Raw genomic sequence first — 16,164 nt, forward strand, 5'->3', positions numbered from 1 at the left:
TGAGTATTAATTCGATGCGCGAATAAAATGTCGAACGCACAGAATGGAATTTAACTCCATTTTTCACAGGCTAAGTGGAATCCCTGTTGGTTTTGTATGTATATTGTAAGTGGCGGTAAGCACCATATTTATAGCCTCCGCTTCCAGCATGGCGTCGCGTGAGGTCTATAGCATTCAGAATTACGCCATTTACCGAGCGCCCTGCATGCGCAAGTCTTCTGACGCTTTCATTCAATTCACCGAGCTGGGTCTTTTCCGCGCGTGCAACCAGAAGCAAAGTGCTTGCCAGCGGAGCAACGGAAGCGGTGTCCGCTGCCACGAGAACAGGCGCCGTATCGACGATAACGAGGTCGTATTTCGGAGATAACTTTTCCAGTACATGAACGAAAGATTCACTCGTGAGCAGTTCTGCCGGATTGGGTGGAAGTACACCCGTAGTTATTACATCCAGATGCGGCAGGACCGACGGGCGAATAGCCTGTTCAAAACTGAGCGTGCCGGCGATCAATTCGGACAACCCAGAGGATCGCGGTATTGAAAAGAATTGATTGACACGGCCTTTTCGCAAGTCCGCATCGATCAGGAGCACCCGTTTTCCGGTTGCGGCGGTAATGGCAGCGAAGTTGACCGAAATGAACGTCTTGCCCACGCCCGGGGTCGCACCGGAAATAAGAAGACGGTTGTTGGTCGCTTCCAGCATGGCGAACTGCAGCGCGGTCCGCAGGCTGCGCAGGCTTTCCACCGCCGGATCCTCGGAGTGCAGGTGCGCCAGGACGTGCAGGCCGGCGGCCTTGTTCTCGATGTTCCTGTCGAGCGTGCGCTGAACTGCACTCAGGGGAATGCTGCTGTAGACGTTGAGCCCGGTATGGGTTTCGATTTCGCCCGGATTGCGAATGCCGCCGAAGAATGAGCTTCTGGCAACCGCGGCCGCGATGCCGGCGGCCAGCCCCAGGATCGCCGCGAGGACGATGACCAGCGGCCGCTTGGGCCAGACCGGCTCTTCCGGAACGATGGCTTCGTCCAGCAGGCGCACGTTTCCGACCTTGCCCTCCTTGGCCAACCGCATCTGCAGTGAGCTGTTGAGAAGCGATACATAAAGGTCCGTGTTCACCTTGATGTCGCGCTGCATGCGCACGGTGTTCTGCTGCAGCTCCGGCATCTTTCGAATGCGCGCATCGATGGTTGCGATCGCGCCCTTCCATGCCGCCACCTGGGTGTCCAAGGTCTGGAGGCCCGGATGCTCGTCCGTGAAACGGGCGGCGAGTTCGCGCCGCTTCTGTTCCGCTTCCAGCAGCTTGGATTGCAGGTCGACGGTCTGTGTCAGGGCATTCTTCGCCTCGTCGTCGAGACTGACGGTGCCGTTCTGGTTTCTGTAGCGGTTGTAGATATCTTCGGATTGCTCCAACTGCTTCTTGAACTCCGGCAACGTGGTGTCGAGGAAGCCCAGTGTTTTTTCGGCCTCGGCAGCCTTGCGCTCCATGTTCTGACGGACATAGAGGCGCCCGATTTCGTTCAGCAGCTGCGTCAGCTTTTCCGCATCCGGACCTTTCCAGCTGACGTCGAGCACGCCCGACTGCTTGCCCTTTTCCACGACCTTCAGGTTGTCCTGCAGCGTCAGGAGCGTCTGCTGGGTCGAAGACCGGACGAGCTGAAACTGCGCGCCCGGCTTGGCGCTGATGGAACTGACCAGCAGCCTCAGGTTTCCATTGGGAATATTGGGAATGTTTGCGGTCAGCAAGGTCCCGATGGCGCCTTTCATCGGCGTCTCGATGTCGGGGTGGCTCAGTTCATATTGGCCATCGGCGCCAAGGGTCAGCGTGAATGGCTTTTCCTCGAAGTCCGCGGGAACGTCGAACTGGGGGACCATGATCTTCTCGGTGCCGGTCACGTAGCCGGAAAGTCCCATGAAACCGGGATCCGACAGCTCGGTGGCACGGCGGGAAAGCCAGCTGCCCACGAGGGGGGCATACCGGGGCCGCGCGCTGATATAGAGCTTGGTGTTCTCCACGGCCTTGCCGAGGATGGCGCGGGAGCGAAGGATTTCGATCTCACCGGCCGCCGGCGTTTTCACGCTCAGCAGCGAGGAGGCGGCATCGCCCAGGAAACTCCCCGCAGAGTTGCCGGAATCCTCCACCTGCACGGCCACATTGGTTTCGTAGACAGGCTTGCCAAGGAGGGCATAGGCCGCCCCCAGGAACAGGGCAATGGCAACGACGGCCGCGACGAGCCAGCGGTTGTCGACCAGGATGTCCCAGTACTCGGTCAGATTGATGCCGTCGCCCTCGTCTTCCAGCGCTTGCATCGGAGGGGCGGCTTGCTGGGATGCATTCATGTCGGTTGCGGTTCAGGTTTTGTGATCTTCAGGATGCGGTCGATCCACGCCCGGGCGCCGGCATCGATCAGGGCCAGGGCATGCTCGAAGTCCGCTTCGTCTTTTCTGTAGGGGTCGGGCACGTCCTGCGCGGCGGTATCGGCAATGCGAAAGACTTTGCCGCGCACGAAGGGGTAGGTCGACTCGAGGTGGCGGCGCTGCGCCAGGTCCATCACCAGGATCAGGTCGGCCTGCCGGCACAGCAGCTGGCTCACCTGTTGTGCGACGTGGCCCGAGATGTCGATGCCGCGCTTTCGCATGAGCTTCTGGGCCGTGGCGTCGGCCGGCTGGCCGACGAGCGCGCCGGTGCCCGCGGAGACCACGCGAAGGTGCGGCAAACCTGCTGCCAGCAGGCCTTCCGCCATCGGGCTTCGGCAGATGTTGCCGATGCAGACTGTCAGCACGGATTTCATCGGTGATTCATGTAGACGCGGTCGCCGATATCGAGCACCTGGGCGGCCGGCAGGATCAGGCTGGCCACGCGGTTCCAGCTGACGAGCGGCACGGAGTCGATGTAGACGACGTCTCGCGGTTGCAGGGGAAAGCGGTCGGCCAATGCCAATGCGGCGGGGTTCTTGGCGTTCAGGTGAAAGACGGCCGGCGTGCCCTTCGCGTTGTTGCGAACGACGTAGATCTGGCCTGTGTTGGCGGTGCCCAGGCTGGCACTGCCGGCCTCGCCCAGCGCCTCGTTGAGGCTGAGCCTGCCGTTGTGCATGAGCAGCGCCGAGGGACGCAGGACTTCGCCCATCACGACCACCTTGCTCTCCTCGCGGTTGCGCACCTGGACCACGTCGCCGTTCTGCAGCGGGATGCTGCCGGCGCCGCCGCCCAGGTCCTGGAGACGTGTCAGGTCGATGAGCGTGGTCCTGTCGCCCCGCGTCAGCGTGACGAACGAACGATCGCCGTTGGGCGTGATGCCGCCGRCGCGGTTGAGCGCTTCGGCCAGCGTCATCGGAACGTCGGTGAACAGCTGCAGTCCCGGCGTGCGCACTTCGCCTTCCACGAAGGCACGACGGCTTCGGAAGGACTGGATGCGAACCGTCACCTGCGGATCCTTGATGTAGCGGGCAATGCGCTTGGCGATGAGGTCGGAGGCCTCGATTTCGGTCAGCCCCTGCAACCGGACACGGCCGATGTACGGGAAGCTGATCTGACCGGTGGCGTCGACGATGAAGCCCGGCGCCACGCTGATGCCCGTGGGGTCCACCTGCTGGGTGATCACGGCACCGGCGTTGGGCAGCAGCTCCGGATGGTCGTAGACGATGACGCCCACGACGTCGCTCGGGCCGATGGTGTAGACGGGGGCTTCGCCGAACAGGGCCTTCACGTCGGGTGGAATCGCGGTCGGCTGCGACTCGGCCATGGTGCGGATGAGGCCCGGCGAGATGGGTGTGATCGCGCCTTCCGGCGCGCCGTCGGCCGTCATGGCCGGCGGCGGACTCTGGTCGGGCTCGTAGACCGCCATCGAGCCGAAGCCCGGTGCGCAGCCCTGGAGCAACAACGCGCCGGCCAGGGCAGCGCTCCACCCCATCAGGTACACGTAGCGTGTCAAATTGATCTCCATTGCAAAACTGGTTTTTTCAACGACTGCGATTCATATGCAAAGGCCGAGCCTGCTTGAATCGGAGCAGGACCTTTGTCGCGGCGCTCGCTCAAGCAAGCCTGCGCTTTATCGACTGGTGGCCGAAAAACTGAATTGTCGCTGCGCACGAAGCATCCCTTTTTCGTGCAAAAGACGCAAAAGACGTTTCCATTCGTGCCGCAACCATACCAGCCGTATGGTTATCTTTTATCAAGCACGCCAGACCCTTCTTTTCATTGGGAAAAGCGGCCTTGGAAACCCACCGGGCACGAGCGTCATCGACGGTCGGAATTGCGACTTATTAATTACCTCTTCAAATGGGGATATCGTCGTTTTTAAGCAACGAAACCCATTCTTTTAGGGTTTCTGATATTGCGTAGCCTTTTGTAAACGATTGTGTCGTTGAGTAGATGCCAGGCCTCATCGAATGAAAACGACCTACGACGCGCCTGAAATGGCACGGGATGCAACCACAAAACCGTTGACCTTGCGGTTGTCGCATGCTTTTGAATTAATGGTAGGTTTTTCGCGCTGCCTGAATTTTCCGGCCCTCGCCTCGGTCGAAAGCACCAATACCGTGCAACGGCTGCCATGAAATCGACGAATGATTTCAGGTTAATTGTCGATTTATTGATTGGCGATAGCCTTTTGTTGCCGCGGCAATAGGTGCTGCGAATATCTGGCCGACACTTTTGTATTGTTTTATATACGTGCCATTCAGGCGACGCATGATGCGTCACATGCCGGTCATGGAAATTCAGCCTCAACTTGGGGCGCGCAGAAATGAATCAGAAAAAAGAATTCAGATTCGATATACCGATTGATCGGCGTTTGAATGCGCGGGGCCAGGGGAAGGCTCCCGGGCAGTTCCCGGTTCAGGCACAGCTGCGCGCAGCCGGCTCCACCGGAGGGAGAAGATCGGGAACGACTTGTCCGCACCGCGAGCCTGCAGGCTCGCAAAGAGGGTGGGGAATATCCGATGGGAACGCCGGGTCAGGGTCCCGAGGAAATCAGCATCCTGCACCCGTGGCGTGTGCAGGGAAGTGGGCGCGGACCTTGCGCAGGAACAGGTCTACTGCTCTTCGGTATCGCCGGGATGGCCGAGTTGGTCCTTGGTGGCGCGGACGCCCCGCAGCACAAGATACAAGGCGCCACCGACGAACAGCAGAAAACCGGCCAGAGCCCAGCCGCCCAAGCCGAAAGCCCACCACCAGAACAAGCCACTCAGTGGCAGCAGCACCAAGGCCAGTAAAAGTTCGACGAGGATCAAGCGCATTTGTCTCTCCCTTTCGCGCAAGCACGCATGTAGCCTGTTGATGTGTAAAAAATCGCTACGCGTGTCGGGTGCGAGAGGATAGCCTAAGACTAAGAGGAAGATATGCAGGTCTGTGGACGCTGCATGCGCAGTATGTAAGCCGAACCTGTGCGCCGCCTGACCTCGGCGTTTCCCGAATTCCGACGGGAAGACATCCGGCAAGTGTGAATCACGATCCGGACCTCACGTATGAGGACTTCTGCGGAGGCGCCCCGGCCTTCGCAATTGCTGGCGGAACGACGACCCGGGTACCGGCTACTCGACAAAAAGCAGGGCCGGGCATTCGAGCGAAGCCCGCACGGCCTGCACGAATTCGGCCGCAAGCTGGCCGTCGACCACACGGTGATCGAAGGAGGAGGACAGGTTCATCATGCGGCGCGCGACCACCGCACCACCCACCATCACGGGGCGCTGCACGATGCGGTTGACGCCGACGATCGCTACCTCGGGCGCGTTGATGATCGGCGTGGAGGCGATGCCGCCCAGCGCGCCGAGGCTGGTGACGGTGAGGGTCGAGCCGCTCAGTTCGTCGCGCGTGGCCCGGCCCGCGCGCGCGGCATCGGCCAAGCGTGCGATCTCGGTCGCGCTGGACCAGAGGTCGCGTGCTTCCGCGTGGCGCAGCACCGGCACCATGAGGCCGGCCGCGGTCTGGGTCGCGATGCCGACGTGCACCGCGCCGTGACGCGTGAGCACGCCCGCCTCGTCGTCGAAGCGGGCATTGATCTGCGGGAAGCGCGGCGCCGCCAGCACGACCGCACGCACCAGCAGCGGAAGCAGCGTCAGGTGCGCCCGCTCGCCGCCCCAGCGTTCGTTGATCCGCGCGCGCAGCAACTCCAGCTCGGTCACGTCGACCTCCTCGACGTAGGTGAAGTGCGGGATGCGGCGCATCGCATCCTGCATGCGCTGTGCGATGCGGCGGCGCACGCCGGTCACGGGCACGGCCTCCTCGTCGTTGCGCTCTGCGTAGCGCGCCGCACTCGGTGCCTGCGGACCGGGCCTCCGGACCAGCCAGGCGTCGAGGTCCTCATGCAGGATGCGGCCGTCCGCGCCGCTGCCCGGCACCTGCTGAAGATCGATGCCGAGGACCGCGGCCCGATGGCGCACCGCAGGCGAGGCGAGCGGCTTGCCACCCGATGGGCGCGCGCGCTCGGCCGGTGCCGGTGCCGGTGCCGGTGCCGGTGCCGGTGCCGGTGCCGGTGCCGCGGCAGGCGCCAGCACCGGCGCGGCCGACACCACCTCCGCCTCGCCGCCCGCCTCCACGTCGATCCGGATCAGCTCCGCGCCCACCGCGATCTGCTGCCCCACTTCGCCGCCGAGCGCGAGCACCTTGCCTGCGACCGGCGAGGGAATCTCGACGGTGGCCTTGTCGGTCATCACGTCGGCCAGCACCTGGTCTTCGGCCACCGTGTCGCCGGGCTGGACCCGCCACGCCACCAGCTCCACCTCGGCGATGCCTTCGCCGAGGTCCGGCACCTTGATCGCATGCGTGCTCATTCAGTCCTCCATGGCGCGCCGGAAAGCCGCACCGACGCGCGCCGGGCCCGGGAAGTAGGCCCACTCCTGCGCATGCGGATAGGGCGTGTCCCAGCCGGCCACGCGCTGGATCGGCGCCTCCAGGTGGTGGAAGCAATGCTCCTGCACCAGCGCCGTCAGCTCGGCGCCGAAGCCGCTGGTTCGCGTGGCCTCGTGCACGATCACGCAGCGGCCGGTCTTCTTCACCGAAGCGACGAGCGTCTCCAGGTCCAGCGGCCACAGGCTGCGCAGGTCGATGATCTCGGCATCGATGCCGGTCTCTTGCGCGGCTGCTTCCGAGACGAAGACCATGGTGCCGTAGGTGATCACCGTCAGGTCGGCGCCGGGGCGGAACACGGTGGCCGACTCCAGCGGCACCGTGTAGTAGCCCTCGGGCACCTCGCCCAGCGGATGGGCCGACCAGGACACCAGCGGCCGGTCGTGGTGGCCGTCGAAGGGGCCGTTGTACAGCCGCTTGGGCTCGAGAAAGATGACAGGATCGTCGTTCTCGATCGAGGCGATCAGCAGGCCCTTGGCATCGCGCGGATTGGAGGGCATCACCGTGCGCAGCCCGCAGACGTGCGTGAACAGCACCTCCGGGCTCTGGCTGTGCGTCTGGCCGCCGTAGATGCCGCCGCCACACGGCATGCGGATGGTGATCGGCGCGGTGAAATCGCCCGCCGAGCGGTAGCGCAGACGTGCCGCCTCGGACACGATCTGGTCGTAGGCCGGGTAGACGTAGTCGGCGAATTGCACTTCCACCACGGGGCGCAGCCCGTAGGCGCCCATGCCGACGGCCGAGCCGACGATGCCGCCCTCGTTGATCGGCGCGTCGAACACGCGCGAGCGGCCGTACTTGGCCTGCAGGCCTTCGGTGCAGCGGAACACGCCGCCGAAGTAGCCCACGTCCTGGCCGTAGATGATCACGTTGTCGTCGCGCTCGAGCATCACGTCCATGGCGGAACGCAGGGCCTGGATCATGGTCATCGAAGCCATGCGCGTCATCCCTCCGACGACAGCTGCTCGCGCTGTCGCTTCAGGTGTTCGGGCATGTCCTTGTAGACGTCCTCGAACATGGTCGCAGCGCCGGCGACATGGCCGTCGGCCATGGAGCCGAAGCGCTCGGCCTCCTTCAGCGCGGTGTTCACCTGCGCCTCCATGTCTGCCTGCGTCTGGTCGTGCTCCTGCTGCGACCAGGCGCCGATCGCCGTCAGGTGCTGCGCCAGGCGCGGGATCGGATCGCCCAGCGGGAAATGCGCCCAGTCGTCGGCCGGACGGTACCTCGATGGATCGTCCGAGGTCGAATGCGCGCCGCCGCGGTAGGTGACCCACTCGATCAGCGTCGGCCCGAGGTTGCCGCGGGCGCGCTGGGCCGCCCAGCGCGAGGCCGCAAGCACCGCGAGGAAATCGTTGCCGTCGACGCGCAGCGAGGCGATGCCGCAGCCGACGCCGCGCGCCGCGAAGGTGGTGGCCTCTCCGCCGGCGATGGCCTGGAAGGTGGAAATCGCCCACTGGTTGTTGACCACGTTGAGGATCACCGGCGCGCGGTAGACATGCGCGAAGGTCAACGCGGTGTGGAAGTCGGACTCGGCAGTGGCGCCGTCGCCGATCCAGCCCGAGGCGATGCGCGTGTCGCCCTTGATCGCGGAGGCCATGCCCCAGCCCACCGCCTGGATGAACTGCGTGGCCAGGTTGCCCGAGACCGAGAAGAAGCCGGCCCGCTTCATCGAGTAGCACACCGGCAGTTGCCGCCCCTTGAGCGGGTCGCGCTCGTTGGACATCAGCTCGCAGGTCAATTCCAGCAGCGTCACATCGTCGCGCGCCAGCAGCAGGCCCTGCTGGCGGTAGGTGGGAAAGCACATGTCGCCCTGCTGCAGCGCCATCGCATGGCCGGTGGCGATGGCCTCCTCGCCGAGGCACTGGATGTAGAACGAGATCTTCTTCTGCCGCTGCGCGATCAGCATGCGGGCGTCGAAGGCGCGCGTCTTCATCATCGCGCGCAAGCCCCGGCGCAGCAGTTCGGGGTCGGCCTCCGGGTCCCACGGGCCAACGGCGCGGCCTTCGTCGTCGAGCACGCGCACCAGCGTGTAGGCTAGGTCGCTGGTGTCGGCCGGCGATGCATCGATCGGCGGTTTTCGCACCTCGCCGGCACGCGACAGATGGAGATAGGAAAAATCGGTCTCGTGCCCCGGCCGCCCGGTGGGCTCCGGCACATGCAGACGAAGGGATGCGCCCTGGCTCATCGCGTTGTCTCCGCGCTCGATGGGATCGCTCGCCAGCAAAGCCTAACGAATTTCAGGCTCCGGCGCAGTCGGTCAATCGCGTATTTCTCTGGAGAGCAGGYGGGCTGCCGCGGCCGTGCTATCTCATGGTTCCCAGATCCCGGACATCAGCCCGGAGAGACGCCCGGTCACCTTTGGCCAGCGGCAGGTTGACGAACAACTCGAGTCTGCGACGCAGAGCGTAGAGGGCCTGGATCGCGCCGTAGGCCGTCTTCTCCGGATCCTCCAATGCGGCAACGTCCGGCATCGACCACAGCGCGGTATCCGGTTGCCCCGGCCACGCCGGCTGTTCCCCCATGGTCTCATCGTCCAGCGTGATGATGAACGCGGCTCTTGCGGCACCCTGTTCCTTCAACTTCTCCCAACTCGTCGGAATTCCGAGAGGCGGTCGCATCCGGGCACTCGCGAGCGCACCGAGCGCAGCGGGATGAATTTCGCTGGCAAGGTACTTTGGAGAGCCGCACGACAGGGCCGCATAACGGTCACCGCCGACATGTTCGAGACATGCATGTGCAAGAACGCTTCGAAGTGAGTTGCGCTTCGAAACAAAAATGACCCGGACCTTGCCCACTGTTGACATATAGAGTTGAGCCTGACGCAGGGGTGGCAGTTCCATCCCGCCGGCGGCTTCCCCATCTTTATAAGGAAGGACGATGCGATGAGCAAGGATCAAGCTCGCCTGCAGCACCTCCTCGTGCGAATGCAGGCCCTGTACGGGGAGCACGATGCCGATGTACTTCAGCTTCGTGACGCGGTGCACCGACTGGCGCTTGACGAGTCCCGCGTACGCGGGACCCTGCGCTATTCCGATGCGCCTCTGTTTTCCGACCGGGCAACACGCCTGGCGCGCGCGGGCCAGGACGGAGGCTTGTTATAGAGACGGCCGCGGACATCGGGAGCCTCAGGATTCGAGGCGCAAATTGCATTCCCTACCAGCGTCCCACGACCGTCACTGCATATCCTCGCATTGCACTCTGACGCGCATGTGACTTCAGTGTCCCGGGGCGGCCCGATTCAATGCGCAGTTTGCAGTTGATCGAGGTCCAGCAGAAGATAACTCGCCGATCGTCCTGCCTTCCGGTTCCCATCGTCGCTGACGACGATGATTCGGACGACCCCGTCGATGACGGCGGGGCTCACCCCTTCTGCGCGCCCCAGGCCCTCAAGACCTGGAACCGTGACACGGTGCGCTGCGCCACCTTGCCGACCATTCCAGAGCCAGAGGGCGAACTGACCTGGCTCGCGCGAAACCGGCCCGCTGATGACCAGGTACTCGCCGATGGAGGGGACGTAAGACAACCCACGAATTCCGTGGCCGCCCAGATCCAGCTCATCGAGATCAGCCGCCAGCCGGGGGGCCTCATCCGCCTCGAAGAGGCCACGCGGATTCTCGACGCTGGCGATGATCGCGCGGCCGTCGCGCAACGGGCTGCGAAAGCCGATCAGCAGTCGTTGCTGGTCCGGACTGATCTCCAACGCTTCGATATTGAGCCCGCCGCCGGTTTTGACATCCCGGATCCTGGCTGCCGAGGCGAGTTCAGGATGCTTCGCCGTCAGGGCGCGCTTCAATCCGTCGACGACTTTGGGGTCCGCCACCCGATTCCCCTCGATCCGGAACCGAACCAGTCGTTCACGGGACTTCTTTTCGTCGCCTTCGTCGTCTCGAGAATGCGATGTGATGGCGTAGACGAAGCCTGCCCGGTCCAAGGCAAGTCCTTCGAGATCATCCAGTTCCCAGAAGTCGCTGAAGATCTGAAACAGTCCAGCAGTGAGTTCGGTACTGTCGACACTTCCGTCGGCGCCGATCACGACCAAACTGAAGGGATGGCGCTTTTCGTCCTCGACCACAAGAAAGCGCCCGTCAGGCAACTGCTGGATCGCCGACGGCTCATAGATGCCGGTCAATGGCTGGAAAGCGGGAGGTCGTTTCTGCACCATCGAAGCATTGTCTACCCACCCGTATCTTCCCCCTTGCCTTTCCTCACGCGCATCCGCACTGTCCACCCAATGGCCAGCGGCTCATGAGCAATTTGGATCCTTCGTCTCCCCTCCCGGAACCCGGCCGCATTGCGCGGCGGACGAAGTCCGCCGATCAGACCGGGTGGCGCCGCTGGCTGCCGGGACTCCGCACGCTGCGCGGGTACCCAATGGCCTGGTTGCGGCGCGACATCGTTGCCGGACTGGTGCTGACCACGATGCTGGTGCCCGTCGGCATCGCCTACGCGGAGGCATCGGGCGTACCCGGCATCTATGGCCTCTACGCGACCATCGTTGCGTTGCTCGCGTACGCCGTGTTCGGACCCAGCCGGATTCTGGTGCTGGGCCCGGATTCCTCGTTGGCTGCCGTCATGCTCGCCGTCGTCCTTCCACTGTCTGGCGGCGACCCGCATCGCGCGGTCGCCCTGGCGGGCATGATGGCGATCGTGTCGGGGACGGTGTGCATCCTCGCCGGAGTCGCGCGCCTGGGCTTCGTCACCGAGCTTCTCTCCAAGCCGATTCGCTACGGCTACATGAACGGCATCGCGCTGACGGTATTGATCAGCCAACTGCCCAAGCTTTTCGGCTTTTCGATCGAGGGCGACGGACCGTTGGGAAACCTGAGGGCTATCGCTGCAGCGGCGATGGATGGAAAGACCAACTGGACCACGTTCATGGTCGGCGCAGGCACCCTGGCGGTCATCCTGCTGCTCAAGGGCAGCAAGCGCTTGCCGGGCATCCTGATCGCCGTGGCGGGAGCGACCGTCGTCGTTGGCGTGCTGGGCCTTGCGACACGCGCCGGGGTGTCGGTCCTCGGCGCCCTCCCACAAGGCTTGCCCGCGTTCACCATCCCTTGGATCACTGCCGCCGACATTGCCCCCGTCCTGATCGGCGGTTGCGCCGTCGCCCTCGTCTCGTTCGCCGACACCAGCGTGCTCTCTCGTGTCTATGCGGCGCGGACCCGCACCTATGTCGACCCGAACCAGGAGATGGTGGCGCTCGGCGCCGCCAACCTGGTGGCCGGATTTTTTCAGGGTTTTCCCGTCAGCAGCAGTTCGTCACGCACCCCCGTGGCCGAGACCGCAGGCGCCAAAACCCAGCTGACCGGCGTCGTCGGCGCGCTTGGTGTTGCCCTGCTGCTGGTGGTGGCGCCGGACCTGCTGAAAAACTTGCCCACCAGCGCACTGGCCGCGGTCGTGATCGCATCGGCCATCGGCCTGATCGAGGTCACCGACCTGCGACGAATCTATCGCATCCAACGGTGGGAGTTCTGGCTATCGATCGCCTGCACCGTCGGCGTGGCCGTGCTGGGCGCGATCGAGGGCATCGGCCTGGCCATCGTGATTGCGGTCATCGAATTCCTGTGGGATGCCTGGCGCCCCTATTCCGCGGTTCTGGGACGCGTCGACGGCGTCAAGGGCTACCACGACATCACGCGCTATCCGGATGCGCGTCTCATCCCCGGCCTGGTCCTGTTCCGCTGGGATGCGCCGCTGTTCTTCGCCAACGCCGAGTTGTTCCACGACCGGGGGCTCGACGCTGTGGCTTCGTCGCCCACGCCGGTGCGCTGGCTGGTCGTTGCGGCGGAACCGGTCACCAGCGTGGACGTGACCTCCGCCGACATGCTGGCCGAGTTGATCGAAACCTTGCACGCGGCTGGCATTCAGTTGCGCTTTGCCGAGATGAAGGACCCCGTCAAGGACAAGCTGAAGCGGTTCGGGCTTTTCGCGCGGCTTGGGGAAGCGGCGTTCTTTCCGACCATCGGTGCCACCGTCAGCGGATATCTCGAGACCCATCCGGTGGATTGGGTGGACTGGGAGGACGAGGGGCGCTGAGCGCATGCCGCGAGCCAGGTCGCGAACTACGCCATGTCCTCGAAGAAGGCAAGTTTCCGAGCGCGAGGCAGCGCCTTGACCCTGATTTCCGCCCGCAATGCAGCACCCTTGTCAGGGTATGCGCGGGCTGCAAGCACACGCAACGGAGGACGCGCGCGTGTGAATTTGGCGCCCAGTCCGAAGACATGCTGAAAGAAGCGCTGCTCCACATCGAGCGCGATCCCCGTGTAGTACACGCCGCCTTCGCATTCCAGGAGGTAAAGCCAGTAAGGCGTGGGTTCAGGGTCAGGCAAGGTTCGAGGCACGGCGTAGATTGTGCAGCGACAATATTCGGATGGCCCAAGGAAAACGCATCTCGGCGGACATTGACAGCGGCGCCCTTCAGGCGATCAAGCGCATGGGTACAGAGGCCAAGCTGGCACGTACCAACGCCGGTGAAGGCCAGGCCGCAGCTGCCGCCCGGCTCGGTGTGCATGTCCAGACGATCGCTCGCATTGAATCAGGTGAACCAGGCGTCGCCATCGGGCACGTGCTGGGCATGCTTGCGCTCTACGGCATCGCAACGAAGTTGCTGATTCCAGGCGACGACCAGCTCGCCTCCTGAATTCAGCCCCGCCAGCCGGCGCCGCTCACTCCACCGTCACGCTCTTCGCCAGGTTGCGCGGCTTGTCCACGTCCGTCCCCCGTGCGCACGCCGTGTGATACGCCAGCAGCTGCAGCGGCACCACGTGCAGGATCGGCGACAGCGCACCGTAGTGCTCGGGCATGCGGATCACGTGCAGCCCTTCGCCGCTCTTGATCTTCGTGTCGCCATCGGCCAGCACATAAAGCACGCCGCCGCGCGCGCGCACTTCCTGCAGGTTGCTCTTGAGCTTTTCGAGCAGGGCGTCGTTCGGCGCCACCGCCACGACGGGCATCTCGCTGGTCACGAGCGCCAGCGGGCCGTGCTTGAGCTCACCCGCCGCGTAGGCCTCGGCATGGATGTAGGTCACCTCCTTGAGCTTGAGCGCGCCTTCGAGGGCGATCGGATAGTGCAGCCCGCGGCCGAGGAACAGCGCGTTGTCCTTGCGCGCGAAGTCTTCGGCCCAGCCGATGATCTGCGGCTCGAGCGCGAGCACCGACTGCAGCGCGACCGGCAGGTGGCGCATGGCCTTCAGGTAGCGCGCCTCGTCGGCCTCGCTCAGGCGGCCCTTGGTCTGCGCAATGGCCAGCGTGAGAAGGAACAGGCCGGCGAGCTGCGTGGTGAAGGCCTTGGTCGATGCCACGCCAATCTCGACGCCGGCGCGCGTGATGTAGGCCAGCTTGCACTCGCGCACCATCGCGCTGGTGGCCACGTTGCAGATGGTCAGCGTCTGTTCCATGCCGAGCGAGCGCGCGTGCTTGAGAGCGGCCAGCGTGTCGGCCGTTTCGCCCGACTGGCTGATGGTGACCACCAGCGTCTTCGGGTCGGGCACCGATTCGCGGTAGCGGTACTCGCTCGCGATCTCGACCTGCGTCGAAATCTTCGCGATGCCTTCGAGCCAGTACTTGGCGGTGCAGCCGCTGTAGTAGCTGGTGCCGCAGGCCAGGATGAGGATCTTGTCGATGTCCTTGAACACGCGGTGGGCGCTCGCTCCGGTGGCGCCGTCCTGCCCGATGCCGTCGAACAGCTCGGGCACGATGCCCGCCACGCCTTCGAGCGTGTCGCCGATGGCGCGCGGCTGCTCGAAGATTTCCTTCTGCATGTAGTGGCGGTAGGGGCCGAGTTCGGCCGCGCCGCTGTGGGCCTGCACGGTGCGCACCTGGCGCGTCACGGGCTTGTGGTTGCGGTCGACGATCCAGTACTTGCCGGGCTGCAGGTCGACCACGTCGCCCTCTTCGAGGTAGACGATCTGGTCGGTCACGCCGGCGAGCGCCATGGCATCGCTTGCGAGGAAGTTCTCGCCGCTTTCCTTGCCCGCGCCGAGGATCAGCGGCGAGCCCGCGCGTGCGCCGATCACGCGCTGCGGCTCGTCGCGGCAGATCACTGCAATGGCGTAGGCCCCATGCAGTTGCAGCACCGCGGCCTTCACGGCCTCGAACAGGTCGCCGTCGTAGAGGCTGTCGACCAGGTGCGCGATGACCTCGGTGTCGGTCTGGCTCTCGAACACGTAGCCCTTGGCCTCGAGCGCGGCGCGCAGCGCCTCGTGGTTTTCGATGATGCCGTTGTGCACGAGCGCGATGCGGCCGGGGCGCGTGCCCTGTGCATCGGTGCCGGGGCCATGGCTGAAGTGCGGATGGGCGTTGTGCACCGCCGGCGCGCCGTGCGTGGCCCAGCGCGTGTGGGCGATGCCGGTCAGCCCTGCGACATGGTCGTCGCGCACCTGCGTGACGAGGTCCGCCACGCGGGAGGTGGTGCGCGCCCGCGTCAGGCCGCCGGCATGCACCGCCACGCCGCACGAGTCATAGCCGCGGTACTCGAGCCGCTGAAGGCCCTGGACCAGGACCGGAACGATGTTGCGATGGGACGCTGCCCCGACGATGCCGCACATGGTGAGCTGCCTTTGGATGAAGAGGAGGCCTGATGGTAGGGAGGTGGCAGGAAAATATGCCGTCGAAATTCCATTGATTTTGGACTTTTATTTCACAACCCCATCAACCTGCATTTTTATTCCATAATTTACTCGTATATGGAATCAATCTCCCTCGATGCAATAGACCTCCGATTGCTCGATGCGCTCCAGCGCGACGCCTCGCAGACCAATCAGCGGCTGGCCGCCGATGTGGGCATCTCGCCGCCCACCTGCCTGCGCCGCGTGCAGCGCCTGCGGCAGGACGGACTCATCGAGCGCCAGGTCGCCTTGCTCTCGCCCGACCGGCTTGCCACGGTGCTGGGCCACGGATTGCAGGCGGTGGTCGAAATCTCGCTGGACCGGCAGGACGCCGCCGCGCTCGACGCCTTCGAGGCCCGCGTGATCGCGGACGACGCGGTGCAGCAGTGCTGGCGTGTCTCGCCCGGCCCGGACTTCGTGCTGGTGGTGGCAGCGCGCGACATGCCGGACTACGCCGCGCTCACGCAGCGGCTGTTCACGGCCGACGCCAACGTGCGCAACGTCAAGGCGTTCTTCAGCCTCAAGCGCGCCAAGTTCGAGCCCAGAGTGCCACTGGGATGAAACGTTGGAGGTGCGTTGTTCGGGGCGGCAATCACGCCGATGGTGTGCTCGTTCAGAGCACTGGTTGATCGGCCGCGAACCAGCAGCGCGCCCTCGTGCACAGGGCACCGGGTGCTCCCCGCAGCGAAATAAAGGAGGAGCGAAGCGGGGGACATTCGC

The 16,164-nt window shown here is 64.4% G+C and carries 15 protein-coding genes; 4 read left to right on the plus strand and 11 right to left on the minus strand.

From position 1 onward, the window contains the following. Positions 1–70 precede the first annotated feature (70 nt). From AC1DXX_RS12270 to AC1DXX_RS12280, 3 genes are read right to left on the minus strand one after another with little or no spacing between them, the layout of a single operon-like run. Complete coding sequence (locus AC1DXX_RS12270) at positions 71–2,332, minus strand: polysaccharide biosynthesis tyrosine autokinase (RefSeq protein ID WP_478134476.1); 2,262 nt, start codon at positions 2,330–2,332, stop codon at positions 71–73. Next, a complete protein-coding gene (locus AC1DXX_RS12275; protein WP_478134477.1) occupies positions 2,329–2,784 on the minus strand; it encodes a low molecular weight protein-tyrosine-phosphatase in 456 nt (151 codons plus the stop codon). The genes AC1DXX_RS12270 and AC1DXX_RS12275 overlap by 4 nt, the downstream gene beginning before the upstream one ends. Beyond that, the gene (locus AC1DXX_RS12280; RefSeq protein ID WP_478134478.1) at positions 2,781–3,935 is read right to left on the minus strand and encodes a polysaccharide biosynthesis/export family protein; all 1,155 of its coding nucleotides are present in this window, start codon (positions 3,933–3,935) and stop codon (positions 2,781–2,783) included. Before AC1DXX_RS12280 ends, AC1DXX_RS12275 begins: the two co-directional genes overlap by 4 nt. Before the next feature lie 445 nt (positions 3,936–4,380). Between AC1DXX_RS12280 and AC1DXX_RS12285 the strand changes: the two genes are divergently transcribed. Further along, positions 4,381–4,548, plus strand: coding sequence for a hypothetical protein (locus tag AC1DXX_RS12285; protein WP_478134479.1), 168 nt, complete (start codon positions 4,381–4,383; stop codon positions 4,546–4,548). 477 nt (positions 4,549–5,025) lie between these two features. On the opposite strand, the gene AC1DXX_RS12290 is transcribed toward AC1DXX_RS12285, so the two are convergent. The 6 genes from AC1DXX_RS12290 to AC1DXX_RS12315 form a co-directional block, all read right to left on the minus strand. Next, the gene (locus tag AC1DXX_RS12290; protein WP_478134480.1) at positions 5,026–5,229 is read right to left on the minus strand and encodes a hypothetical protein; all 204 of its coding nucleotides are present in this window, start codon (positions 5,227–5,229) and stop codon (positions 5,026–5,028) included. Between the two features lie 294 nt (positions 5,230–5,523). Then, positions 5,524–6,762 carry a dihydrolipoamide acetyltransferase family protein gene (locus AC1DXX_RS12295; protein WP_478134481.1) on the minus strand — a complete coding sequence of 413 codons (1,239 nt, stop codon included), beginning with the start codon at positions 6,760–6,762 and terminating at the stop codon, positions 5,524–5,526. After that, positions 6,763–7,776: an alpha-ketoacid dehydrogenase subunit beta gene (locus AC1DXX_RS12300; protein WP_478134482.1), complete on the minus strand. Its 1,014-nt coding sequence runs from the start codon at positions 7,774–7,776 to the stop codon at positions 6,763–6,765. It lies immediately after the preceding gene. Positions 7,777–7,781: 5 nt separating this feature from the next. After that, positions 7,782–9,023: a thiamine pyrophosphate-dependent enzyme gene (locus AC1DXX_RS12305; RefSeq protein WP_478134483.1), complete on the minus strand. Its 1,242-nt coding sequence runs from the start codon at positions 9,021–9,023 to the stop codon at positions 7,782–7,784. Positions 9,024–9,141: 118 nt separating this feature from the next. Next, positions 9,142–9,822, minus strand: a complete 681-nt coding sequence (locus AC1DXX_RS12310; protein ID WP_478134484.1) for a low molecular weight phosphatase family protein — start codon at positions 9,820–9,822, stop codon at positions 9,142–9,144. 254 nt (positions 9,823–10,076) lie between these two features. After that, positions 10,077–11,000 (minus strand): DUF3616 domain-containing protein, encoded by a 924-nt coding sequence (locus AC1DXX_RS12315; RefSeq protein ID WP_478134485.1) that lies wholly within the window; start codon positions 10,998–11,000, stop codon positions 10,077–10,079. Between the two features lie 83 nt (positions 11,001–11,083). Here AC1DXX_RS12315 and AC1DXX_RS12320 point away from each other — a divergent pair, with 83 nt between their 5' ends. Continuing rightward, positions 11,084–12,874 (plus strand): SulP family inorganic anion transporter, encoded by a 1,791-nt coding sequence (locus AC1DXX_RS12320; protein WP_478134486.1) that lies wholly within the window; start codon positions 11,084–11,086, stop codon positions 12,872–12,874. A gap of 26 nt (positions 12,875–12,900) precedes the next feature. Here the strand turns inward: AC1DXX_RS12320 and AC1DXX_RS12325 are convergent, their stop codons facing one another. Then, positions 12,901–13,167, minus strand: a complete 267-nt coding sequence (locus tag AC1DXX_RS12325; protein WP_478134487.1) for a GIY-YIG nuclease family protein — start codon at positions 13,165–13,167, stop codon at positions 12,901–12,903. Positions 13,168–13,208: 41 nt separating this feature from the next. Between AC1DXX_RS12325 and AC1DXX_RS12330 the strand changes: the two genes are divergently transcribed. Then, on the plus strand, positions 13,209–13,478 hold the full coding sequence (locus AC1DXX_RS12330) for a helix-turn-helix domain-containing protein (RefSeq protein ID WP_478134488.1): 270 nt from the start codon (positions 13,209–13,211) through the stop codon (positions 13,476–13,478). Positions 13,479–13,503: 25 nt separating this feature from the next. On the opposite strand, the gene glmS is transcribed toward AC1DXX_RS12330, so the two are convergent. After that, positions 13,504–15,384 (minus strand): glutamine--fructose-6-phosphate transaminase (isomerizing), encoded by a 1,881-nt coding sequence (glmS, locus tag AC1DXX_RS12335; RefSeq protein WP_478134489.1) that lies wholly within the window; start codon positions 15,382–15,384, stop codon positions 13,504–13,506. Between the two features lie 138 nt (positions 15,385–15,522). Between glmS and AC1DXX_RS12340 the strand changes: the two genes are divergently transcribed. After that, positions 15,523–16,005 carry an Lrp/AsnC family transcriptional regulator gene (locus AC1DXX_RS12340; RefSeq protein WP_478134490.1) on the plus strand — a complete coding sequence of 161 codons (483 nt, stop codon included), beginning with the start codon at positions 15,523–15,525 and terminating at the stop codon, positions 16,003–16,005. The last annotated feature ends 159 nt before the right edge of the window (positions 16,006–16,164 follow it).

It is taken from the genome of Variovorax sp. P4_B10 (assembly GCF_056402375.1).